Source organism: Saccharothrix luteola, assembly GCF_020859565.1.
In the GTDB taxonomy this organism is placed as follows: domain Bacteria; phylum Actinomycetota; class Actinomycetes; order Mycobacteriales; family Pseudonocardiaceae; genus Actinosynnema; species Actinosynnema luteola.
In genome coordinates, this window is the sequence record NZ_JAJHUO010000011.1 from 162,607 (window position 1) to 186,105 (window position 23,499).

Annotated in this window: 17 protein-coding genes and 2 pseudogenes; 6 read left to right on the forward strand and 13 right to left on the reverse strand. The window is 71.7% G+C overall.

From position 1 onward, the window contains the following. Window positions 1-96: 96 nt before the first annotated feature. From LNK82_RS17405 to LNK82_RS47725, 3 genes and pseudogenes are all read right to left on the reverse strand, one after another. Complete coding sequence (locus LNK82_RS17405) at window positions 97-1,098, reverse strand: alpha/beta hydrolase (RefSeq protein WP_230568035.1); 1,002 nt, start codon at window positions 1,096-1,098, stop codon at window positions 97-99. Window positions 1,099-1,113: 15 nt separating this feature from the next. Further along, on the reverse strand, window positions 1,114-1,845 hold the full coding sequence (locus tag LNK82_RS47720; protein ID WP_308257228.1) for a cytochrome P450: 732 nt from the start codon (window positions 1,843-1,845) through the stop codon (window positions 1,114-1,116). An 89-nt stretch (window positions 1,846-1,934) separates the two neighbouring features. Next, window positions 1,935-2,375: pseudogene (locus LNK82_RS47725) on the reverse strand (cytochrome P450); the annotation flags it as partial. A gap of 148 nt (window positions 2,376-2,523) precedes the next feature. Between LNK82_RS47725 and LNK82_RS17415 the strand changes: the two are divergent. Further along, window positions 2,524-3,372 carry an SAM-dependent methyltransferase gene (locus LNK82_RS17415; protein ID WP_230568036.1) on the forward strand — a complete coding sequence of 283 codons (849 nt, stop codon included), beginning with the start codon at window positions 2,524-2,526 and terminating at the stop codon, window positions 3,370-3,372. Then, window positions 3,372-5,471, forward strand: coding sequence for a putative bifunctional diguanylate cyclase/phosphodiesterase (locus tag LNK82_RS17420; protein WP_230568037.1), 2,100 nt, complete (start codon window positions 3,372-3,374; stop codon window positions 5,469-5,471). Before LNK82_RS17415 ends, LNK82_RS17420 begins: the two co-directional genes overlap by 1 nt. Here LNK82_RS17420 and LNK82_RS17425 read toward each other — a convergent pair. After that, window positions 5,461-7,536: a glycosyl hydrolase gene (locus LNK82_RS17425; RefSeq protein ID WP_230568038.1), complete on the reverse strand. Its 2,076-nt coding sequence runs from the start codon at window positions 7,534-7,536 to the stop codon at window positions 5,461-5,463. The genes LNK82_RS17420 and LNK82_RS17425 overlap by 11 nt on opposite strands. A gap of 257 nt (window positions 7,537-7,793) precedes the next feature. Here LNK82_RS17425 and LNK82_RS17430 point away from each other — a divergent pair, with 257 nt between their 5' ends. Then, on the forward strand, window positions 7,794-10,469 hold the full coding sequence (locus LNK82_RS17430; protein WP_230568039.1) for a PA14 domain-containing protein: 2,676 nt from the start codon (window positions 7,794-7,796) through the stop codon (window positions 10,467-10,469). A gap of 127 nt (window positions 10,470-10,596) precedes the next feature. Here the strand turns inward: LNK82_RS17430 and LNK82_RS17435 are convergent. Further along, a pseudogene (locus LNK82_RS17435) lies at window positions 10,597-10,935 on the reverse strand (SDR family NAD(P)-dependent oxidoreductase); the annotation flags it as partial. A gap of 77 nt (window positions 10,936-11,012) precedes the next feature. Between LNK82_RS17435 and LNK82_RS17440 the strand changes: the two are divergent. Then, the gene (locus tag LNK82_RS17440; RefSeq protein ID WP_230568040.1) at window positions 11,013-11,603 is read left to right on the forward strand and encodes a TetR/AcrR family transcriptional regulator; all 591 of its coding nucleotides are present in this window, start codon (window positions 11,013-11,015) and stop codon (window positions 11,601-11,603) included. 360 nt (window positions 11,604-11,963) lie between these two features. After that, a complete protein-coding gene (locus LNK82_RS17445) occupies window positions 11,964-14,945 on the forward strand; it encodes an ATP-binding protein (protein WP_230568041.1) in 2,982 nt (993 codons plus the stop codon). Window positions 14,946-15,021: 76 nt separating this feature from the next. Here LNK82_RS17445 and LNK82_RS17450 read toward each other — a convergent pair whose 3' ends face one another. The 8 genes from LNK82_RS17450 to LNK82_RS17485 form a co-directional block, all read right to left on the reverse strand. Continuing rightward, window positions 15,022-15,864, reverse strand: coding sequence for an ABC transporter permease (locus LNK82_RS17450; RefSeq protein WP_230568042.1), 843 nt, complete (start codon window positions 15,862-15,864; stop codon window positions 15,022-15,024). Beyond that, window positions 15,861-16,808, reverse strand: a complete 948-nt coding sequence (locus LNK82_RS17455) for an ATP-binding cassette domain-containing protein (RefSeq protein WP_230568043.1) — start codon at window positions 16,806-16,808, stop codon at window positions 15,861-15,863. Before LNK82_RS17455 ends, LNK82_RS17450 begins: the two co-directional genes overlap by 4 nt. A 27-nt stretch (window positions 16,809-16,835) precedes the next feature. After that, window positions 16,836-17,384 (reverse strand): NADPH-dependent FMN reductase, encoded by a 549-nt coding sequence (locus LNK82_RS17460; RefSeq protein ID WP_230568044.1) that lies wholly within the window; start codon window positions 17,382-17,384, stop codon window positions 16,836-16,838. Window positions 17,385-17,580: 196 nt separating this feature from the next. Continuing rightward, window positions 17,581-18,444, reverse strand: coding sequence for an ATP phosphoribosyltransferase (gene hisG / locus LNK82_RS17465; protein ID WP_230568045.1), 864 nt, complete (start codon window positions 18,442-18,444; stop codon window positions 17,581-17,583). Between the two features lie 176 nt (window positions 18,445-18,620). Next, window positions 18,621-19,748 (reverse strand): acyltransferase family protein, encoded by a 1,128-nt coding sequence (locus tag LNK82_RS17470; RefSeq protein ID WP_230568046.1) that lies wholly within the window; start codon window positions 19,746-19,748, stop codon window positions 18,621-18,623. Window positions 19,749-19,820: 72 nt separating this feature from the next. Then, a complete protein-coding gene (locus LNK82_RS17475; protein WP_230568047.1) occupies window positions 19,821-20,537 on the reverse strand; it encodes a GNAT family N-acetyltransferase in 717 nt (238 codons plus the stop codon). A gap of 55 nt (window positions 20,538-20,592) precedes the next feature. Next, window positions 20,593-21,174, reverse strand: coding sequence for an FMN reductase (locus tag LNK82_RS17480; protein ID WP_230568048.1), 582 nt, complete (start codon window positions 21,172-21,174; stop codon window positions 20,593-20,595). After that, window positions 21,171-22,259: an LLM class flavin-dependent oxidoreductase gene (locus LNK82_RS17485; protein WP_230568049.1), complete on the reverse strand. Its 1,089-nt coding sequence runs from the start codon at window positions 22,257-22,259 to the stop codon at window positions 21,171-21,173. Before LNK82_RS17485 ends, LNK82_RS17480 begins: the two co-directional genes overlap by 4 nt. 143 nt (window positions 22,260-22,402) lie before the next feature. Between LNK82_RS17485 and LNK82_RS17490 the strand changes: the two genes are divergently transcribed. Then, complete coding sequence (locus tag LNK82_RS17490) at window positions 22,403-23,488, forward strand: acyl-CoA dehydrogenase family protein (RefSeq protein WP_230568050.1); 1,086 nt, start codon at window positions 22,403-22,405, stop codon at window positions 23,486-23,488. Window positions 23,489-23,499 lie beyond the last annotated feature (11 nt).

Below are 23,499 nucleotides of genomic sequence, written 5' to 3' on the forward strand. Positions count from 1 at the left end.
GGGCGCCGGGCTGCTGCTGGTCAACCGGCTGTCCGTGCGCTGGGGGTTCGACCACCACGAGGATCGGAAGGTGGTGTGGGCGGAAGTGCCCACCGGTCAGCGCCCCACCTCCTCCAAGACCCAGGAGGAGACCGCCGAGTAGTAGTCCCGCGCGTCGGGCGCGAGGTTGATCGAGTGGCCGTAGCCGGGCAGCGCGTACGCCCGCAGCGGGCCGCGGAAGTACGGCGCCTCGGCCGCGTGCAGCGTCTCCGACGTCGAGCAGTCCGTGGCGAGCAGGCCGCACACCGCCGCGTCGCGCGAGCCGACCGCGGTCATCACCGGCACGTCGATCAGCAGGCTGTACGGCAGCAGCACGGCCACGCCGAGCCCGTCGGTGGCCTCGGCCGGCGAGAACACGTCCTTCGTGGCCTCCTCCAGCCGCATCACGTCCGGCACGAACTCACCCGGCGCGTGGAAGCTCGCGTACCGGGTGCCGGGCGCGGTGGTCAGGTAGCCGAGCGGGTGGAGCAGGCCGAACTTCGGGTCCACGTTGGCCGGCCGGAAGTTCGCGAACGCCGCCGCCACGCCGGCCGGGTTCACCCGGTGCGTCATGCCGGTCAGCAGCACGCCGTCCACGTCGCGGTAAGTGCCCGCCTCCACCACGGCGATCGCCGCGCCGAGCGAGTGTCCGCCGATGACGACCCGGCTGAACCGCGGCCCGTAGGCGCCGGCCCGCAGGCCCCGCACGACCTGGTGCATGGCGTCGGCCTGCGCGAACGCGGTCAGCGTCACGGCGAGGGGCCGCGAGCTGCGGCCGGTGCCGAGCCGGTCGACGGCGAAGGTGGCGATCCCGGCGGCGTTCTGCGCGGCGCGGAACGAGTGCCTGCCGTCCGGGAAGTCCCAGTAGGAGCTGTTGTAGGTGGACCCGGGGATGAGCACCTGGACGGTCGCGGCGCCGGCGACCGGCGTGCACAGCGTGCCGTGGACGACTTCACGGTGGCCGAGGACGGTCACCGGCGCGTCGACGTCACGGCAGGTGGCGGCGGTCGAGGCGGACGCGGACGTCAGCGACGACGCCACCATGAGCGTCACCAGGCAGGCGGCGAGTGAGTACCGCAAGAAGGACGACCTCCATCAGGGAGCGGAACGGCGGTGGCGGACGGTCATCGGCAGCCGGTTCGGGTACAGCAGGCCGATCACCTTGGGTCTCACGGGTTCGCCCGGCACGGGCACGAGCCGCCAACGGGAGGCGAGCGTGGCCGCGACGATCGCGATCTCGAGGTGCGCGAACGCGTGGCCGGGGCAGTGGTGCAGGCCGACGGCGAACGGCACGTAGGCGCCCTTGGGCACGGCGGCGGCGCGTTCGGGCAGCCACCGGTCGGGGTCGAACCGCGCCGGGTCGTCGTAGTAGCGGGGATCGTGGTGCAGCGCGTGCGGGCTGAAGCCGACCTCCGTGCCCGCCGGCAACCGCACGCCGCCCAAGGAGACCGACGTGTTGGCGCGCCGCAGCATGAGCCACAACGGGTGGCGGCGCAGCACCTCGGTGATCACGCGGTGCAGGTACGGCAGCCGGGGCAGGTCGTCGACCGTGGCGGCACGGCGGCCGAGCACGTCGTCCACCTCGGCGTGCGCCCGGCGTTCCACCTCGGCGTTCGCGGCCAGTTCGTGGACCAGCCAGGACAGCGCGATCCCGGTGGTCTCGGTGCCCGCGGTGAGCAGGGTGACCACCTCGTCGCGGACCTGTTGCCGGTCCATCGCGGCGCCGGTGCTCTCGTCACGGGCGTCGAGCAGCGCGGAGAGCAGGTCGTCCCGGTCGCCGCGGGCGGAGTCGACCACGTCGTCCACGACGCGGTGCACGTGCGCCACGGCCCGGTCGAAGCGGCGCTCACCGACGGGCCGAAGTCGGTGGAGAACAGCGTGCGGCCGACCACGGTGATCGCGAGGTCCTGCATGACCCGGTCCAGTTCCAGCACTTGTCCATCCCGCCAGGAATTCGCCGGTTCGGCGGCCAGTGCGGTCATCGTCTCCGAATAGCGGGTGAGCGGGCGGCGGTGGAACGCCGGTTGGATCATCCGCCGTTGGCGGCGGTGGAATTCACCGTCGGTGCCGACCAGGCCGTTCCCGAACGCGCGCCGCAGTTTGTCGACGAAGATGCCCTTGTCGAACTTGTCCGTGTCGCCGGTGAGCACCTGGTGCGCCAATTCGGCGGTGGTGACGAAGTGCAGCGGGAGTTTGCCCAGGTAGACCCGCACGACCGAGCCGTGGGTCCGCGACCGGGCGGTGAAGGCGAGCCGTTGTCGCAGCACGGCGGCGGTGTGCCCGAGCAGGGGTAATCGGCCGGGAACCGTGGGTACCTCGGTTTTCCCGGTGTCACCGGCATTCGCGCTGACGGTCATCGGCGTGCACTCTATGCGCCGTTCGGAGCCCGGCGGGATCGCGCATTGGAGTTAAGTTGTCGAATCCGCTGGTGTCCGCCCGGCACAGGCTGTTGGATGTCATGGTCCGCCCGTCCCCCGACCGATTCGCGAAAGCCCGGAGCGCGCCATGAGCGACTTGGACTGGGTGCCCGAGGGCATCGACACCACCGTGCCGAGCGTGGCCAGGACCTACGACTACCTGCTCGGCGGCGCGCACAACCTCGCGGTCGACCGGGCGATGGGCGATCAAATGGTGAAAGTCCTGCCCGGCGCGCGCGACCTGGTCCGGCTGAACCGGTCGTTCCTGCGCCGTGCGGTGACCTACCTGGCCCAACGCGGCGTGCGGCAGTTCCTCGACATCGGCTCGGGCATACCCACCGTGGGCAACGTGCACGAGATCGCGCAGGAGGTGGCGCCGGACTGCCGGGTGGTCTACGTCGACAAGGACCCGGTCGCGATCGCGCACAGCCGCCTGCTGCTGGCCGACGACCCGAACACCGCTGCGGTGCGGGCGGACCTGCGCGAGCCGGAGGACGTGCTGGGCCGGCCCGAGGTGACCGGCCTGCTCGACTTCGACGAGCCCGTCGCGCTGCTCCTGCTGCTGGTGGTGCACTTCGTCCGGCCGGAGGAGGAGCCGGGCGAGCTGCTCGCCCGGTACCGCGACCGGCTCGCGCCGGGCAGCTTCATGGTGATCTCGCACGCCACCGCCGACCACCGCGCGGAGACGATGCGGCGTGCCGCGGCCACCGTGCGGGAGAGCAGGTCGAAGGACAACCTGGTGTACCGCACGCACGCCGAGGTGACGGAGTTGTTCGACGGCTACGAGCTGGTCGAGCCGGGCGTGGTGGGGCACGCGCTGTGGCGGCCCGGTGGCGCGGGCGACATCGCCGACCGGGCCGAGGACAACAACCAGGTCTGGGCGGGCGTCGGGCGCAAGCCGGAGCCGGGTCGTGAGCCGGTGGCCGGGGGCCGCTGATGACCGCTGCGCTCCCCCAGGACGCGGACGGGCTGCGGGCCCGGACGAAGCTGGCCAAGAAGTGGGCCTACCTGCTCAGCTCCCGCACGTTCGTCCCGCTCACCGTCGTCGAGCTGGAACGGCAGCTGCTCGGGCTGGTCGAACGGCTGTGCGCGGGCGTGGCGACCGAGTCGTTGGCGCAGCGCGCCGGCCGCGAGGTCGGCGACGCGCTGGTCGACCTGAACTGCACCACCGCCGAGGCGCTCCGGGTCTCGGTGGAGATCGTGAGCAAGGGCCTGCTCGGCATGCCCGCCCTCGCGCCGCCGGACAAGCTGCGGGAACGCGTGGTCGACGTGATCGCCTCGCTGTCGGCCGGTTTCGTCGACAAGACCCGCGCCACCGTGCTGACCCAGCAGGAGCAGCTCGGCCGCTCGCTGTACAAGGCGATGCGCGAGGCGCAGGTGGAGCTCCAGTACAGCGAGGCCAGGTTCGAGCTGCTGGAGCACCACCTGTCCACCGGCATCGCGACCGCCGACCCGGACGGCAGGCTGGTGCGGTCCAACGGCGCGCTGGCCCGGATCGTGGACCGCCCGCCCGCCGAGCTGGCCGGGTTGTCGCTGTTCGAGCTGGCGCACCCGGACGAGCGGGCGGCGTTGCGCGCCGACTTCGACGAGCTGGCCGACGGCGGCACGGCGTCGTTCACCCAGCCGCGCCGGCTGCTGCGCGGCGACGGCGAGCCGGCCTGGGTGATGCTCACGCTGTCGCCGCTGCGCCGGCTCGAAGGCCGCGCCCAGGTGATCGTGCTCGCCGAGGACGCCACCGACGTCAACCTGCTGCAAGGCCAGCTCAACCACCAGGCGCTGCACGACGTGCTGACCCGGCTGCCCAACCGCCAGTACTTCACCAGCAGGCTGGAGCAGGCGCTGCGCACGGCCGATCCCGGCACGGGTGTCAGCGTGTTCCACCTCGACCTCGACGGCTTCTCCCGGATCACCGGCGGCCTCGGCCGCGAGGTCGGCGACCACGTGCTCAAGGTCGTCGCCGGCCGGCTGGGCGCGGTGGTGGCCGAGGAGAACGCGATGGTGGCCCGGTTCGGGCACGACGAGTTCGCGATCCTGATCGAGAACACCCCGACCACGCCCGACGTGGTGAGCACGATCCGCCGGATCAACGACCTGCTGTCCGCGCCGTTCCACTCCGGCGGCGAGCGGGTGGCGGTCTCGGCCACGATCGGTGTGGTGCACCGGCCGCCGCGCGACTCGGCGCCGTCGGACCTGCTCGACTCGGCCGACCTCACGTTGCGGCGGGCCAAGGGCAACGGGCGCAGGCAGTGGGAGCTGTCCGACCCGGGGCAGGACGGTCGGGACCGGCGGGCGTTCAGCCTGGCCGCGACCATGCCCGGCGCGTGGGAGAACGGCGAGATCACGGTGCTGTACCGGCCGGTCGTGCGGCTGGCGGACGGGCGGGTGGAGTCGGCCGAGGTGGTGCTGAGGTGGGACCACCCGAGGTTGGGCGCGCTGCCGCACGAGCAGTGCCTCGCCCTGGCCGAGGACACCGGGCTGATCGTGCCGCTGGACGCGTGGGCGCTGCGGGCGGCGTGCGAGCAGGCCCGATCGTGGCGGCGGGAGCAGGGCCGCGACCTGCCGGTGCGGTGGGCGTTGACCTCGAGCCAGGCGGCGGGCCCGGAGCTGCACGGCGCGGTGCGCGAGGCGTTGTCCGACACCGGGTTGCCCGCGTCGTCGCTGCGGCTCGGCGCGCCCGGTCAGGCGTTGTTCGGCGAGCGCGGCGACGCGGCCGACACCCTGAGGTACCTGGCCGAGGACGGGGTGGGCGTGGAGGTGGAGGACTTCACCGCCGCGCCGGACGACCTGGCGCGGCTGCTCGACGGCGTGCCGGTGCGGGCGGTGCGGATGGCGCAGTCGCCCGCCGCGCGGCCCGGTTCGGCGGTGGCGCGGGCGTTGGCCGGTGTGCTGGAGGTGGTGCGTGACGCCGGCGTCGGGGTGAGCGCCGCCGACGTCACGACACCGGAACAAGCCCGGTGGTGGCGGGAGGTGGGTGCGGACACCGCGTCCGGTCCCCTGTTCGCTCCCGCCGGTCCACCGGACGTGATCACCCGATAGCGCAAGTCAACGCAGGCGCTGTCGGGGAGCCACTGGCGAGGTACCCGAACGTGACGCTCTCCCCCGGCTTGATCGCCGAGTTCCACGAGACGTTCCTGGCCGTCGCGGTCGTGCCGTCGGTGGTGATGATCGCGCCCCAGGCGTGCCGGACGTGCCCGTTCGGGAACGGCCAGCTCACCCGCCAGCCCGCGGACGGCGAGTTCTCCTGGTGCCGCACGGTGATCTCGACGTGGTGCCCGGTGCCCCACTGCGCCACCACGCGCATGGTCGCGGAGCAGTCGCCCTGGGTCTTCTTGAAGTCGGGCAGCTCGTCGAGGGTGATCACGTTCGCGTGGTCGTACACGCGGTGCACGAAGTCGCGGGGGTTGACCACGCCGTCCTGGATGAACGAGCCGCTCCAGGTGACGAACCAGGACCAGCGGGCCTCGTAGGCGCGGACCAGGTCGGGGTCCGGGATGGAGCCGACCTCGCCCAGCGCGACCAGCTTGCGGTCGTCACCGAGGTCGACCAGCTTCTCGTACGGGCCGATCACCGGACCGTGGTCGCCCTGCGGCGGGTACGAGTCCATGCTGACCACGTCGACCACGTCGGCGCCGGGGTACCAGTCGGGCGAGACGGAGTTCCACACCCAGATCAGGTTGTGCAGGCCGTGGTGCCCCACCAACCGCTGGTGCAGCAGGCGGTAGAGCTCCTTGGCCGGGCCGGGGCCCTTGGCTCCCCACCAGAACCAGCCACCCTCGGCCTCGTGCAGCGGTCGCCACAGCACCGGGACCTTGGCGTCGGCGAGGCGCTTGAGCTGCACGGCGATCGCGTCCATGTCGCGGATCAGCAGCCGGTGGTCGGTGGAGGTCGGGTCGGCGAGCGCGGCGGCGAGGTCGAACGTCGTGGCGTCGGTGTAGAAGCCGCGCCACCACTCCTTGCCGGGCTGGTCGATCAGGCCGGACGGCGCGTTCCAGTGCCAGGCCATGGTGACGATCCCGCCGCGCTGGTCGTAGGCGAGGGCGTGGTCGACGTCCCGGCCGACGGTGCCGCGCTCGACCCGGCTCGGCGAGTAGTCCATCAGGTCGTAGCCGCCGATGGCGGGCGCCTCGCCGATGTTCTGCTCGACCCAGTCGATGCTCGCCTGGTCCTGCTGCCCGGAGAGGATGTTCTCGCCGTAGTTGTCGGCCAGGTAGCGCATGAGGCCCTTGGCCTCGGCGGTCGCGGCCGGGTCGGTCAACGCGCCGGTGACCTGGTGCGGACCGCGCGGCGCGCTGGGCGTCACCTTGATCGCGTCGATCAGGTACCAGCCCCAGTTGTTGGTGATGGTGACCGTGTTGTCGCCCTCGCGCAGCAGCACCTTGCCCGCCGCGATCGACGTGAACGTCGGGTGCTCGGGGAACTGCACGTCGCCGAGGCCGCTGCCGTTGAGCGAGAGCGACGCCGTCTTCGCGCCGTACGGGGTGGCGTAGAGGATGGTGAGGTCGTGCAGGCCGCCGGGGCTGTCCGGGATCGTGATGGTCACGTGGTCCGTGCCGGTGTCGAAACCGGCCACGTAGCCGCGGCCGGAGAACCCGGCCACGCTCGACTCGACCACGGTGCCGTCGAGCTCGCCGTCCTCGGCCTCGTGGACGCCGGGCGCGGGAGGCGCGCTGGGCGTCACCTTGATCGCGTCGATCAGGTACCAGCCCCAGCCGGTGGTGAAGGTGACCGTGTTGTCGCCCTCCGCCAGCAGGAGCTTCGCGCCGGTGGCCTCGGTGAAGCCGGGGTTCTCGGCCAGCGCCACCTCGCCGACGGACGTGCCGTTGAGGGAGACGGCCGTCTGCTTCGGGCCGTAGGGCGCGGCGTAGCGGACGGTGAGGTCGTGCAGGCCGCCGGGGCTGTCCGGGATCGTGATGGTCACGTGGTCGGCGGCCTCGTCGAACCCGGCGACATAACCGGCGCCCGAGAAGCCCTCGACGGACGTCTCAACGACGACGCCGGACAGGGTGCCGCCCTCCGCCTCGATCCACTCGCCCGGCGCGGCGGCCGCGGCCGGTGGGGCGAGGGTCAGGGCTATCAGCGAGACGAGCAGTAACAACCTCACGTCGTTGGTCCCTTCACCGCCGTTGGCAGGGGCACGAGCAGCGCTGCGACCTGGGAGCGCTCCCAGAAGCATAGGGCGGCGATCGGCGAGGAGAAAGCCTCCCGATACTTGTGTAAGAAGCAGACAAAAGTGCGGTCAGAATCAGCGAAAGTTCTGGACTAGACCACTGGCCGCCGCCTACCGTTGCGGGCCCTGCAACCGTGCGACGACGACGTCGGACACCGCGTGGTCGTCCTTGCCCTCCTGGAGCACCGATCATGAGATGGACAGCGCGACGGACGCGCAAGCCCGCCCTCGGCCTGTTAGCCGCGGCCCTGCTGATCAGCGGCTCGGGCCTGCCGGCGACGGCCGATCCCCACAGCGACGCCGTGCCGCCCCAAGAGCCCGGCGTGACGTTGCGGGTCTTCGACGTCCAGGTGCCGCTGGACCGGCTCTGCACGCTCAAGCCGGCGCAGACGCCCAACGTCGACAAGCTCATGCCCACCATCGACTGGACGTCGACCACCGACTTCGGGTTCGCCGACCGGTTCGTCGCGCAGGTCTCCGGCAACCTCACCGTCACGCAGGCGGGCAGCTACGCGTTCCGCCTGCTCAGCGACGACGGGTCGCGGTTGACCGTGGACGGCGCCGTGGTGGTCGATCACGACGGGCTGCACGGGCCGGATCCCAAGGACGGCTCGGTCACGCTGTCGACCGGCTACCACTCGCTGCTGATCGACCACTTCGAGCGCGACGGCGGGCAGCAGCTGACGTTGCAGTGGAGGCCGCCCGGCGCCACCGGCTTCACGGTCGTGCCGAACTCGGTGCTCAGCACGGACGCGGACGTCGTGCGGGTCACCGCGCCCGGCCGCAAGGACTGCGCGACGGGCTCCGACTCGCCCGGCGACGGGCTGCCGCTCGACTCGGTGCACCCCGACTACGCGCTGACCACCCTGCGCCCCACCGGTTTCCAGCCGCGGGTCAGCGCGATGGACTGGTTCCCCGACGGCCGCCTGGCCATCGCCACCTGGGACGGCAAGAGCACCGACACCGGTGAGGTCTGGGTGCTCGGCAACGTCACCGGCGCCACGTCGCCCAACCGGGTCACCACCAAGCGGATCGCGACGAACCTGCGCGAGCCGATGGGCCTGAAGGTGCTCGACGGCAAGATCTACGTGTCGCAGAAGCACCAGCTGACCGAGCTGACCGACACCAACGGCGACGACGTGGTCGACCAGTCGCGCGCGGTCGCGTCGTGGCCCTACGGCGGCAACTTCCACGAGTTCGCGTTCGGCCTGCTGTACCAGAGCGGGGCGTTCTACCTCAGCCTCTCGGTCGCGATCAACGAGGGCGGCGCCACGACCAACCCGCAGCCCGCGGCGAACCGCGGCACGACGGTGAAGGTCGACCGCGCCACCGGGCAGGTCAGCTACATCGCGGGCGGCCTGCGCACGCCCAACGGGATCGGCTGGGGTCCGGAGGGCGGCATCTTCGTCAACGACAACCAGGGCGGCTACCTGCCCGCGTCGAAGATGGTGCACATCAAGCAGGACCGGTTCTTCAACCACTACACCAACCCGGCCGGCCCGTTCGACGCGAAGCCGGTCAGCGCGCCGGTGCTGTGGTTGCCGCAGAACGAGATCGCCAACTCCCCCAGCACGCCCGTCCAGCTCACCCAGGGCACCTACGCCGGGCAGATGGTCTTCGGCGACGTCACCTACGGCGGGTTGCAGCGCGCGTTCCTGGAGAAGGTCAACGGCGAGTACCAGGGTGCGGTGTTCCGGATGACGCAGGGGCTGGAGGCCGGTGTGAACCGGATCAGCCTCGGTCCGGACGGCGCGATCTACGTCGGCGGTATCGGGGACGGCGGCAACTGGGGTCAGGACGGCAAGCTGCTGTACGGGCTGCAGAAGCTCGCGCCCAACGGCGGCCGGACGTTCGACGTGCTGGCGATGCGGGCGATCGCGGGCGGGTTCGAGATCGAGTACACCCAGCCGTTGTCGGCGGAGACGGCGGCGGGGCTCGCCGGGCGGTACCGGGCCACGCAGTGGCGGTACGCGGCGGCGCCGACGTACGGCGGGCCCAAGGTGGACCAGGAGAACTTGTCGGTCGCCTCGGCGACGGTGTCCGCGGATGGTCGGAAGGTCACGCTGAAGCTCAACGGCCTGAAGGCCGGTCGGGTGGTGCACCTGCGCTCGCCGCGGCCGTTCTCGTCGAACACCGGCGTTCCGCTGTGGAACACCGAGGCCTGGTACACCCTCAACAACCTGGTCGGTGCCGTGCCGTCGGCCACCCAGTCGTTCGAGGCCGAGAGCGCGGCCCTGTCCGGCGGCGCGGGGTTCAACACCGACCACACCGGCTACTCGGGGTCCGGTTTCGTCGACGGGTACGGGGGTGTGGGTGCGACCACGCGGTTCGCGGTGAACGCGGCGGCGGCAGGTTCGCACAACGTGGGGCTGCGCTACAGCAACGGGCCCAACCCGTCGTCCGGGACCAAGACGGTGAGCGTGTACGTCAACGGTGTGAAGGTCCGGCAGGTGGCGTTGGCCGATACGGGGACGTGGGACACGTGGGCCACGCACACCGAGGCGTTGACCCTGCGGGCGGGCGCGAACACCATCGCGTACCGGGTGGACAGCGGGGACGTCGGGCACGTGAACCTCGACTACCTGACGGTTGCGCCGGCTCAGCGTGTGGTCCTTTACGGCGGTGGTGGCACGGAGAACTGGCGCAACTCCGACGGCAGCGCGCCGTCGTGGCCGGTGGCGGACGGGTCGATGGAGGCGCTCGGCGGCGACATCCGCAGCAGGCAGGTGTTCGGGGACTGTTGTAGGAGTAGACGTCGACGCCCGCGGGCAGTCGGCGCTGGAGCGCGTGGACGAGGTAGATCACGCCCAGCTTGCTGGTGGCGTATGCCCGCCTGCCCTCCCTGCCGGAGTCCTTGCCGGGTTTGATGAGCTCGCGCGGGTCGTCCCAGCGCGGCGGCGGGATCAGGCCCATGGTGTTGAGGTCGGCGTCGTGCACGTCGCTGCCGACCACGATGATCCGCGCCGGGTTCGTGAAGCGCGGCATGAGCAGGTTCAGCAGCAGGTGGTAGGCCAGCACGTTCACGCCGAAGGTCATCTCGAAGCCGTCGGCGGTGAGCTCGCGGGTGGTCGCCATCTGCAGGCCCGCGTTGCCCAGGAACCCGTCCAGCGGCCCTTCGACCTCGGCGGCGACGCGGCGGATGTCGGCGAACGACGCCAGGTCCCCGACCACCTCGGCGACGTTGTGGTTGCCGGTGACCGCGGCCAGTTCGGCGGCCAGGCCGGGCTTGCGGTTGAACACGAGCAGGTGCCGGTCCGGGTGGTGGCGGAGCAGGTGTTCGGCGGCCTCGCGGCCGAGCCCACGGCTCGCGCCGGTCATCAAAGTGGTGCCCATGGTCACTCCTGGTACGTAGTTCGAACTGGTACTCAGTACCGTACCGGACTTCGTACCGGGCCGCTATGCTGAGGCCCATGTCGGAACGGATGCCGCTGCGCGAGCGGAAGCAACAGCGCGCGCGGGAGCAGATCGTGGAGGCGGCGTTCGAGCTGTTCGCCGAACGCGGGTTCGCCGCCGTGACGGTCGCCGACATCGCCGAACGGGCCGAGGTCGGCCGCACGACGTTCTTCCGCTACTTCGGTGACAAGCAGGAGGTCGTGTTCTCCGACGAGCAGGCGATCGTCGAGGCGCTGAGCGAACGACACCGGGCGTTGCCGCCGGTCACGGACTTGGTTGGTGCGGTGGCGCAGTTGCGCGCGGTGGCAACGGAGCTGTGCCGAGAGCTGACGGCGGACGGTGAGCACTACCGCGTGCACGAGCGGCTGCTCCGGGAGAACCCGGAGTTGCGGGACCGCGCGGCGCGCAAGTTCGCCAGGTTGTTCGAGATCATCCGGGCCAACCTGCTGGAGCGCGGTGCGTCAGCCGAGGTGGCCGTGCTCGCGCCGCAGTTGGCGTTGGCCTGCTTCGCGGCCGGGAACGCGTTGGCGGACGGCGATCCGGATGTGCTGCCGGGTGCGGTGGATGCGATGTTCGAGCGGTTGGGTGAGTCGGGGGTTGAAAGATGAAGAGTCCTCGCCGGACGGGCAGATCAGCAGGATGACGGCCGGTGGGCGGTTCGGTGCCGGGCCCGTTGTTGGTCGGGGTTCGTGTCATCCCACCGACCTCCCTACGGGCTACCACACGCATCAAGGGGCGCGCGACATCAGTGCACGCCGCGGGCAGAGGTGAACCCGCGACCCCTTGACACACGCAGTAGGGCGGAGCCAGGTCGGCGGGATGACACGTAGCCCTCCCTTCAATTGGCGAAGGCGGCGGTGGTGTGGGGGGTGTGTCGGGGGCGTTCGCACAGGTGAGCGAATTCGTGGGCTGGACATCGCCTGAACGCGCGCCTGTTGTCGGTCCGATGGGCTAAGTTTCACCCTGCCATGCGACTCATCGGACGTGACTACCCAACCGGGGTGCTGAGCGCGGAAGTCGACCGTGCGGTAGGCAGCCACGGCGGGTTGGTGCTGGTTGCGGGCGAGGCGGGGATTGGTAAGACCACGCTGGTGACCGGTGCGGCGGAGCAGGCGCGGCGGGCGGGGGCGCTGGTGCTCGGGGGGTCGTGTTGGGACTCCGACAGCGCGCCCGGTTACTGGCCGTGGGTGCAGGTGATCCGGGCGTTGCGGCGGGCGGTGGTGGCCGAGGAGTGGGAGTCGGTGGGCTGGGGTCCGCTGGCGGTGTTGCTCGGTGAGGCGCCGTCGGAGCACAGGTTGGAGAGCTTCCCGCTCTACGACGCGGTGACCTCGGCGTTGGTGGCGGTGTCGCAGCACCGGCCGGTGGTGGTCGTGCTGGAGGACTTGCACTGGGCGGACTCGGCGTCGTTGAAGTTGTTGGAGTTCGCGGCGCAGCACACGTGGTTCGAGCGGGTGCTGTTGGTCGGCACCTATCGCGACAACGAGGTGGACGCCGAGGACCACCCGTTGCAGCCGTTGATGACGCCGTTGCTCAGCCGGGCGACGACGGTCGGGTTGACCGGGTTGTCGCCGGCCGAGGTCGGTGAGTTGATGACGCGCACGGCGGGGCGTGAGCCCGAGCCGGAGTTGGCTGCCGAGGTGCACTTGCGCACGGGCGGTAATCCGTTCTTCGTCGAGCAGACCGCGCGGTTGTGGCACGGTGGTGGGTCGGTGACGTCGATCGCGCCCGGTGTGCGCGATGCGTTGCGTCGGCGGTTGTCGTTGTTGCCGGAGCAGGTCGGCGAGCTGTTGACGACGGCGGCGGTGCTCGGGCACGAGTTCCACCGCAAGGTGCTGGCCGCCACGGCCTCGCTGCCGGTGCCGGCGGTGGACCGGTTGCTCGACCAGGCCGCGCAGGCACGGCTGGTGCAAGGGTTGGGTGGCGGCCGGTTCTCGTTCGCGCACGACCTGGTGCGCGAGGCGCTGTACGGTTCGCTGTCCGATGTGGACGCGCGGCACGCGGCCGTGGTGCGGGCGTTGGACGGCGACCTCGCCGACCAGGTGATCCCGGCCGACCTGGCCCGGCACGCGCACCTGGCCGGCGATCGGTTGGCGGCCGACCGGGCGGTGGACCTGATCGTGGCGGCGGCGCGGGACGCGAGCCGCCGGATGGCGGTCGAGGAGGCCGCCGGGCACTACCGGCGCGCGCTGGAGCGGGCCGAGGGTGCCAGGCGGCGGATCGCGGTGGCGTTGGAGCTCGGCAACGAGCTGTACCACTGCGCCGAGCCCGCGGAGGCGCGGAAGATCTTCGACGAGGCCGCGGCGTTGGCGCGGGAGCTGGAGGACGCGGAGCCGTTCGCCCGGATCGCGTTGGCGGTCTACCGGTTCGCCGAGGACGAGGGCCAGGCCGCCGCGGTGGTGCGGGAGGCGTACTGCCGGTTGATCGGGCCGGCGCCCGATGTGCCGACGGAGGTGTTGGCGCGGGAGATGAGCGTGCACGCCGCCGAGGCGGCACGGGGTGGTGGGGACGACGACGCGTTGGCCTCAGGTCTGTGGGCGGTGCACGACACCACTGTGGGCATCGGTCACGCCGAGCAGCGGCTGGCGTTGATCGACGAGCTGATCACCGTGTCGCGGCGCAGCGGCGACCACACCGTCGAGCACTTCGCCACCTCGTTCCGGTGGGTGGCGCTGGTGGAGCTGGGCGATCCGCGCTACGTCGAGCAGGTGCACGCGTTCGTCGCGCTGTCGGAGCGGCTGGGCATGAGCCGGTTCAACTTCTCGGCCGCAATCGACCAGTCGATCATCGCCGCGATGCAGGGCCGGTTCGCCGAGGCGGAGGCGTTGCTGGCCAGGGCGATCGAGCTGGGCGCGAGCCACCACACCGGGTTCCGGATGATGTACCTGCACCTGCGGTGGGCGTTGCTGGCGTTGCAGGGGAAGTTCGCCGAGCTGGACGAGTTGGCGCCCGAGATCCTCGCGAGCAACTACCCGTACCCGGGTCTGCCGGCCGGCATCGCCGCCCTCGAGCGCGGTGACGTGACGACCGCGCGGATCCACGTCGAGCAGCCCGTCCAGGACGACCGGTCCCAGTCGTCGTTCGAGCCGCTGTGGCTGCGGTTCCGGGCCCAGTTCGCCCACGCGACGGGTGACCGGGAGCTGGCGGCGCGGGTGCGCGGGGAGTTGGCGCCGCACCGGGGCAAGTGGCTGGTGTCGCTGTACGGGTGCGACATCAGCGGGCCGGTGGACCTGTGGCTGGGGCTGGTGGATTTGGCGCTCGGCCGGTGTGACGACGCGGTGGAGGAGTTGACCGCGGCGCTGCGGTCGGCCGAGCGGATGCGGGCCCGGCCGTGGGTGTCGCGGGCGCGGTGCCACCTGGCGGAGGCGTTGCGGGCGCAGGGCGCGCCGTCGGAGCCGAGCGCGGCGGGGTCGCTGCCGTCGCCCGAGCGGGCCGCCCGCGAGTTCCGGCGTGAGGGGGAGGTGTGGGCGTTGTCGTACGACGGGGTCACCGTGCGGCTGCCGGACTCCAAGGGCCTGCGCGATCTGCACGTGCTGCTGAGCAGCCCGGGCGAGCCGGTGGCCGCGGTGGCGTTGCTCGCGCCGGAGGCGGTGGCGTCGGCGCGGTTGGGCGGCGACCCGGTGCTGGACGACGAGGCGAAGGCCCGCTACCGGCGGCGGCTGGAGCAACTGGACGACGAGATCGACCGGGCGTTCGACGACGACCGCGCCGCCGCCCTGGACCGCGAACGCGCCGCCCTGCTGGAGGAACTGCGTGCCGCCGCCGGTCTGGCCGGCCGCACCCGCAGGCTCGGCGACGAAGCCGAACGGGCCCGCAAGGCCGTCACCGCCCGCATCCGCGACACGCTGCGCAAGCTGGACGAACGCCACCCCGGTCTCGCGGCCCACCTGCGGGAGTCCGTCTCGACCGGGGCGACGTGCGTCTACTCGGGACACGAGAGCTTCCGGCTCTAGCCCACGGTCTGACACGACGACGCGGAGGCCAGGCCCGTGTGGTCCGGGCGTGGCCTCCGCGTCGGGAGCCGTCAGGTCACTTCCGGTTGTACAGGCGCATGGTCAAGGTGCCGAACACGGCGGTGAACACGATGCCGTAGCCGAGCGTCCACATCATCGCGTCGCCGTCGAACTCGCCCGCCATCAGCGAGCGCACGGCCTCGACCAGCGTGCTGATCGGGTTGACGTTGACGAACGCCTGCAACCAGCCCGGCATCGTCGCCGGGTTGACGTAGACCGGGGACAGGAACGTCAGCGGGAACAGGAAGAGCATGCTCACGCCCATCACGGACTTCTCGCTGCGCATCAGCAGGCCGAACATCGTCCACACCCACGAGAACGCGAACGAGAACGCCACCAGCACGGCCACGCCGAGCACGACGCCGACGAACCCGCCGCCGGGCCGGAAGCCCAGGATGAGGCCGACCGCCATGATCACGATGGACGCCAGCACGTACCGCAGCAGGTCGCCCAGGATGTAGCCGACCATCGGCGCGGGCCGCCAGATCGGCAGCGTGCGGAACCGGTCGAACACGCCCTTCTCGATGTCGGTGTTCACCGCGACGCCCGTGTACATGGTGATCATCACGACGCTGGTCACCGTGATGCCGGGCAGCAGGTACTGGATGTACTCCCCCGGCGACCCGGCCAGCGCGCCGCCGAACAGGTAGGTGAACATCAGGATCATCATGATCGGGAACGCGGTGACGTCGAACAGCTGCTCGGGCACGTGCTTGATCTTGAGCACGGCGCGCCAGCCGAACGTGAGCGACGCCGACAGCGCGCTCGGTCGGCTCGGCTGCACGGTCTCCAGCAGCACCGCCGCCAGGTCCTCCGCCTTGGGTGCGGGCAGGAGCTCGGCTTCCTTGGTGACGGTCACGCCGCCGCCTCCTTCTTGTCGGTGAGGGCCAGGAAGACCTCGTCCAGGCTGGGCTGGCCGAGGGAGAACGTGTCGACGGTGATGCCCTCGCGGGCGAGTTGGGCCAACGCCTCGGCGGCCTGCTCGGTGGCCCGGCCGGACAGCCGCGCGGTCAGCGCGACCGGGTCGGAGTCCAGCTGCACGTCGGCCTCCAACGCGCGGGCCAGCACCTGCCGCGCCCGGTCGCGCTGGTCCGCGTCACGCAGCCGCAGGTGCACCGCGCCGATCCCGACGGACGCCTTCAGCTCGCCCTTCGTGCCCTCGGCGATCACCTTGCCGTGGTCGATCACCGCGATGCGGGACGCGAGCTGGTCGGCCTCGTCCAGGTACTGCGTGGTCAGCAGCACGGTGGTGCCGTGCGCGACGACGGCGCGGACGATGTCCCACACCTGGTTGCGGCTGCGCGGGTCGAGGCCGGTGGTCGGCTCGTCCAGGAACAGCAGCTTCGGCGTGTTGAGGATGCTGGCCGCGATGTCCAGGCGGCGGCGCATGCCGCCCGAGTAGTGCTTGACCTGCTTGGACGCGGCGTCGGTCAGCCCGAACGCCTCCAGCAGCTGCCCGGCCCGGGAGCGGGCGTGCGGGCGGGTGTGGCCGAGCAGCCTGCCCAGCAGGACCAGGTTCTCGGTGCCGGTCAGGTCCTCGTCGACGGAGGCGTACTGCCCGGTGAGGCTGACGAGTCGGCGGACCGCGTTCGGATCGGCGCGCACGTCGTGACCGAACACCCGCGCCTCCCCTTCGTCGGGGCGTAGCAGGGTGGCCAGGAGGCGGACCGTCGTGGTCTTGCCCGCACCGTTCGGGCCGAGCAGGCCGTACACCGTCCCGGCGGGCACGGTCAGGTCGACGCCGTCCACCGCACGGGTGTCGCCGAAGACCTTGACCAGGCCCGACGTTTCGATGGCGTTCATGGCATTCCCTTTCTTGGTGAGGCACAACTAGGAGACGTAGGGGCGTCGGGTGCGGGCTTCCTTGAGGGCCGACGCCCACCAGGTGAGCTGGTCGAACATCGCTTCCGCGGCACGGCGGCGGTGCTCGGTGTCGAGCGGTTCGTCGGCGAGGAGGTTCACGCCGACGCCCGTTCGCACTGTCATGACGTGCAACTCGGTGAAAACTGTTCGGAGCTGTTCCACGGCGTGGAAGCCCTCGGAGCGGTAGCCGTAGGAGACGAACCCGGCGGGCTTGGCGTGCCACTCGTCGTAGGCGTAGTCGATGGCCTGCTTGAGGGAGGCCGGGAAGCTGCGGTTGTACTCGGGGGTGACGACGACGAACCCGTCCGCGTCGGCCACCTGCCCGGTGAACCGCCGGACCTCCGGCGTCGGCCGGCCCGGGTAGCACGGCGGGAAGTCGTAGTCGGCCAGGTCGAGCACGACCGGCTCGACGTCGTCGCGCTGGGCCGCGACGTCGGCGACCCAGCGGCCGATGCCGTCACCGACGCGTCCCTCGCGGGTGCTGCCGATGATCACGGCGATCCGCAGCGGCTCCATGCGCCACCTCCTCTCACCCAGTAGGCGCGAGACGGCCCGCTAGACCGGATCTAGCACCCGCGTGTCCTACGTTCGGAACGCGAGAGTCCTACGTTGGGGACGCGAGAGTCCTACGTTCGGAACGGGTGAGTTGAACGTCGGAACGCGAAAACTCCACGTCCCCGAGCGGGAACGTGGAGTCTGTGGTGGGGCTTCGCTAGATGCGGCAGGTGTCCAGGGAGCTGACCAGGATGGCGCGGGCGCCCACGCGCCACAGCTCGTCCATGATGAACGGCGCGTCGTCGCGCGGCACGAGGGACCGGACGGCGACCCAGCCCTCGCGGGCCAGCGGCGAGACGGTGGGCGACTCGATGCCGGGCACCAGCTTGAAGGCCTCCTCCTGCGCCTCCACCGGGCAGTCGAAGTCGAGGATCACGTAACGGCGGGCGATCAGCACGCCCTGCAGCCTGCGGTGCAGGATCTCGACCGCGCGCACGGCGTCGGGGGCGTCGGCCACGGTGTCGCCCTGGATCAGCACGGCCTCGGACTTGAGGATCGGCGAGCCGAACGTCTCCAGGCCCGAGGTCTTCAGCGTGATGCCGGTTTCCACCACGTCGGCGATCGCGTCGGCCACACCCAGCTCGACGGCGGTCTCCACCGCGCCGTCGAGCCGCACGAGGTGCGCCTTGATGCCGAGGTCGGCCAGGTGGTGCTCGACCAGGTTCGGGTAGCTGGTCGCGATCCGCCTGCCCTCCAGGCCGGCGGCGTCGTGGATGCCGCCCGGCTTGGACGCGAAGTAGAACGCCGCCCGGCCGAAGCCCAGCGGCAGGATTTCCTTCGCCGACACGGTGGAATCGAGCAGCAGATCACGACCGGTGATGCCGACGTCCAAAGACCCCTCGCCCACGTACACCGCGATGTCGCGGGGACGCAGGAAAAAGAACTGCACATCATTTGCCGGGTCCGCCACGATCAGCTCACGGCCGGACCTGTTCACCCGGTAACCCGCTTCGGCCAGCATTTGCGCCGCGGGAGCACTCAACGAGCCCTTGTTGGGCAGGGCGAAGCGAAGAGGAGCCATGGCGCGAAGTCTCCCACACGGGGGCGCGCACCCCCGTCTCGGGTCTGCCCTGGTGTCCCACGGTGTGGAAACCACGCGGTGTCGTGCCGGCGTCACCCGTCCGTGCTTCCCACTAGGTGAACGCCGACCCCCGCGACATTGCCCCGACGCACCTGTCCAGCCATTGAATGAATGAGTCAGAAAAACCGGGCGGCACGGGTTCGCGCGGTCAATAGCCAGCCCGCCCCGAAAGACACCGCGATCGCGACCGCGGCCACCAGGAATGCTTTCACCTCGGCCGGGAACGGCAACGGCCGGGCGGCCACCGCGAGCACGATGAGCACCGGCCCCTGGATGAAGAACGCGGCGAACGCGCCACGCGCGAGCGCCGCCGCCAACGGGCCGTCGCGGGTCAGCCGCCGTTGCGCCCAGCCGAGCAGCCACACCGACCCGCCGACCACGAGCACCGCCTCCACCACGGCGAACAGCAGCGCCTGCCACCGCCAGCCGCCGAGGAACGGGCCCGCCTGCCCGGCGAGGTCGGACACGCCGAGGGCGACCGCGGTCACCGGCACGGACACGATGGCCAGCGCGGCGACCACCCGGCTGCCGCGCCACATCCGGTCCGGCACCCGCTGGGCCAGGCCCGACCGCGCGCCCACGATGCCCACCCCGAACATGGCGATCAGCTGCGGCCACCACCAGACGTGCAGGTCGCCGATCTGGCCGCTGCGCGCCGGGAACCACAGCCGTACCGCGAACGTGCTCACCACGACGCCGGCGGTGACCGCGACGAGGTGGCCGCCGGTCAGCACGACCGGCGTCACGCGCGGCCTGCCGAACAGCGCGTAGGCGACGGAGAACAGCAACAGGATCTCGACGAACCACAGCGAGCCGGAGTCCAGCAGCGGGTCGCGGTGGGTGAACACCCACCACGGACTGACGTCGTGCCCGGCGGCGCGGTAGGCCACCCACAGCGTCAGCGGCCACACCAGCAGCGCCGACAGCGCGAACGGGACGCCGAGGCGGACGAGTCGGTCCCGGACGAACCGGCGGGCGCCCTTGCGGGCCACCGACTCGGGGGTGAACAGACCGGACAGCAGGTAGAAGGTGCCCATCAGGAACAGCCCGGACGGTCCGAGGACGGCGGCGAGCACGGCCTCGACGTGCGGCTCGAAGGTGACCTCGTTGACCTCGTCGTACGGCCACCCGCCCACCGCCGAGTACCCGAGGAGCGCGTGCCCGCCGATCACCCAGGCGACGAGCAGCACCTTCAGGTTGTCCACCGCGGCCAGCCGGGACCGCTGCCCCACCTCTGCGGTCATCCTCCCAAGGTAACTGCTCCGGGCGGCGGCGGACCGGGTGAATTCGGCGGCGTCACGAGACGGGTCCGCAGGTCACGGCCAGGCCGCGTTCGACCACCACGTGGCCTGCGTGACGACGGAGAACCCCAGCGACTCGTACAGCGGCAGGCCCTGCTCGGTCGCGCTGAGGGTCAGCGGCAGCGCCGGGAACTCGTTGACCACCGCGCTCAGCAACGCCCGGCCGACACCGCGCGAGCGGTGCTCGGGCAGGGTCGTCACCCAGTACACGCCGACCGCGTCGTCCGACTCGGCGGTCAGGCACGCCCCGGCCACGACGCCGTCACGCCGCACCGCGTGCAGCCGGAAGCCCTCGCGGTCCCGCAGCGCCAGGGGCAGCGCGTTGCCGGTCGGGAAGCCCGGCAGCGGGAAGCCGTCGACCACGACCTGCTCGGCGACGGCCCACTCGGCGGCCGTGCGCACGCGCCCGACCTCCAGGGCGGGCGGCGGCGCGGGCGCGGGCGGCCGGACCATCACCGGCAGGTGCCGTGGGGTGAGGCCGAGCGCCGCGCCGTCGATCGCGCCGAACGAGTCCTCGACCACGACCCGCGTCGCGGCCCCCTTGACCAGCAGCTCCAGCTCGGCGAGGTCGTCCGGGTCGGGGTCCGGCCGCACCGCGAGCACCCTCAGCAGGGTCGGGCCGCTCATCGCGAGGAACGCGTCGCGGCTGATCAGGGTGTGCCCGCGGGTGCGGGCGAGGGCGGTCGTCAGGACGGCGGCGTTGCGCACCGCGAGGCGCAGCGAGGCGGACATGGGCGGAACCCTATTCGGCGCCCCGGGTCCGTTCCGCCTCGCCGCGGCGGTCGGCTCACCGTCCGGCGAGCAGTTGGTCGAACGGCACGAACCCCTGGTCGGCGGCGGGTGTGACCGGCGCCCGGCCGACGAGCAGGTCGGCCAGCTCGCCCGCGGCCCGGTCGACGCGGCCGGGGAGCCCTCCGGCGCCCCAGTCTGACGACGCGGCGTACACGCCGGTCGGCACCGCGATCGCCCTCAGGTAGGCGAACAGCGGCCGCAACGCGTGGTCGAGCACCAGCGAGTGCCGCTCGGTGCCGCCGGTCGCGGCGATCAGCACCGGCTTGCCCGCCAGCGAGTCCGACTCCAGCACGTCCACGAAGGACTTGAACAGCCCGCTGTAGGACGCGTTGAACGTCGGCGTCACGGCGATCACCGCGTCCGCGCCGACCACCGACTCCACCGCCTCGCGCAGCCGTGCGCCGGGGAACCCGGTGACGAGGTTGTCCGCGATGTCGCGCGCCACGTCCCGCAGGCGCACGGTGCGCACCTCCAGGTCGGGCACGAGCCGTTGCACGGCTTCGGCCAGCCGGGTCGCCAGCAGTTGGGTGGACGACGGCGTCCCGAGCCCCGCCTCCACGACCGTCAGCGTCGTCATCGGGCGTTCGCCCCCGAGGTGGCGGCCTTCAGCAGCGAGGCGTGGGTGGGCGCGTCCGGCACGTCGGCCGGGCGGCCGACCGCGAACTCGCGGCGAAGCGTCGGCACGATCTCGCCGAGCAGGTCCAGCTGCTCCAGCACCGTCTTCAGCGGCAGGCCGGCGTGGTCCATCAAGAACAGCTGGCGCTGGTAGTCGCCGAAGTGCTCGCGGAAGGTCAGCGTCTTGTCGATGACCTCCTGCGGGCTGCCGACGGTCAGCGGGGTCTGCTCGGTGAACTCCTCCAACGACGGGCCGTGCCCGTACACCGGGGCGTTGTCGAAGTACGGCCGGAACTCGCGGACGGCGTCCTGCGAGTTGCGGCGCATGAACACCTGGCCGCCGAGACCGACGATCGCCTGGTGCGCGGCGCCGTGGCCGTAGTGCTCGAAGCGCTCGCGGTAGAAGGTGATCAAGCGCTGGAAGTGCTCCTTGGGCCAGAAGATGTGGTTGGCGAAGAAGCCGTCGCCGTAGTAGGCGGCCTGCTCGGCGATCTGCGGGCTGCGGATCGAGCCGTGCCAGACGAACGGCGGCACGTCGTCGAGCGGGCGCGGGGTCGAGGTGAACGACTGCAGCGGCGTGCGGTGCTTGCCCTCCCAGTCCACCACGTCCTCCCGCCACAGCTTGCGCAGCAGCGCGTAGTTCTCGATGGCCAGGTCGATGCCGTCGCGGATGTCCTTGCCGAACCAGGGGTACACCGGGCCGGTGTTGCCCCGGCCCATGATCAGGTCGACCCGGCCGTCGGCCAGGTGCTGGAGCATCGCGTAGTCCTCGGCGATCTTCACCGGGTCGTTGGTGGTGATCAGCGTGGTCGCGGTGGACAGGATCAACCGCTCGGTGCGCGCCGCGACGTAGCCGAGCATGGTCGTCGGCGAGGACGGGACGAACGGCGGGTTGTGGTGCTCGCCGGTCGCGAAGACGTCCAGGCCGACCTCTTCGGCCTTGAGCGCGATGGCGACCATGGCCTTGATGCGCTCGGCCTCGGTCGGCGTCCGTCCCGTGGTGGGGTCGGGCGTCACGTCGCCGACGGTGAAGACACCGAACTGCATGGCCACTCCTCGATCAGGTAGTTGCGCTTTCAACTAACTTGTCCAACGGTACCGGGTCGCCGGCTATTCCGGTGTTGTCTGGTGGCGCGGAGCACGCCAAGGTGTGTGCCACGGGTCACCTATGGGGGAGGCACGGCACGGTGATGCACCGCACTGGGGCGCACGGCGCTGGGCACGGCACAGGGCAGCACGAGCTGGTGCGACGTGCCGCGGAGATCGTCCCGGTCCTGCGCGCCCACGCCGCATGGGGTGATGAGAACCGCGTGCTGCACGAGGCGTCCCTGGAGGCGATGGCCGACGCGGGCGTGCTGCGGTTGCGCGTGCCCGCCGAGCACGGCGGCCACGAGGCGGACCTCGCCACGGTGGTCGGGGTGATCGCGGAGCTGGCCCGCGGTGACGGGTCGGCGGCGTGGACGGCGGCGGTGTGGGCCCTGTCGACCTGGGTGGTCGGCCAGTTCCCCGACGACGTGCGGTGCGAGGTGTTCGCCAAACCGGACGTGCGGGTGACCGGCATCCTCAGCCCCACCGCGACGGCCGAGCCGGTCGGCGGCGGCGTGCTGGTCAACGGGCGGTGGGCGTTCACCACCGGCGCGTCGCAGAGCCACTGGACCACCAACGCCGCGGTGCTGCTGCCCGACCGCACGCCGGTGGCGCTGGCGATCCCGCTGGTCGACCTGTCGGTCGTGGACGACTGGCACACCACCGGGCTGCGCGCGACCGGCAGCGTGACCACGGTGGCGAAGGACGTGTTCGTACCCTCCGAACGGCTGCTGCGCCTCGAGCCCGTGCTGCGGGCCCACCCGCACGCCGCCGCGCCGATGTTCCGCGCGCCGTTCACGCCCGCGGCCTGCGCCACGGTCAGCGCGCCGGCGGCAGGGCTGGCCCGTGCGGCGGTGGACGCGGCCCGGGGGTCGGCGTCGGGGCTGCGGGAGGCGACCGTGCTCGCCGACGAGGCGGAGTTCCACTCCCGACGCGCCGCCGCCGTGGTCGACCTCAAGGCCGCCGACGGCGAGGAGTGGACGCCGGAGGACCGCGCCGGCGTGCGCCGGGACCTCGGCGAGGCGTGCTTGCGGGCCCGGGACGCGGTCGACGTGCTCGCCGGTGGCAGCCCCGCGCTGCACCGCGTCCAGCGCGACGCGCACGCGCTGAACCTGCACGCGATCCTGCACCCCAACGCCAACCTGGAGCGGTACGGCCCGGTGTTCCTGGGCAGCCGGCCGGAGGGCTGACGCCCCCGCTT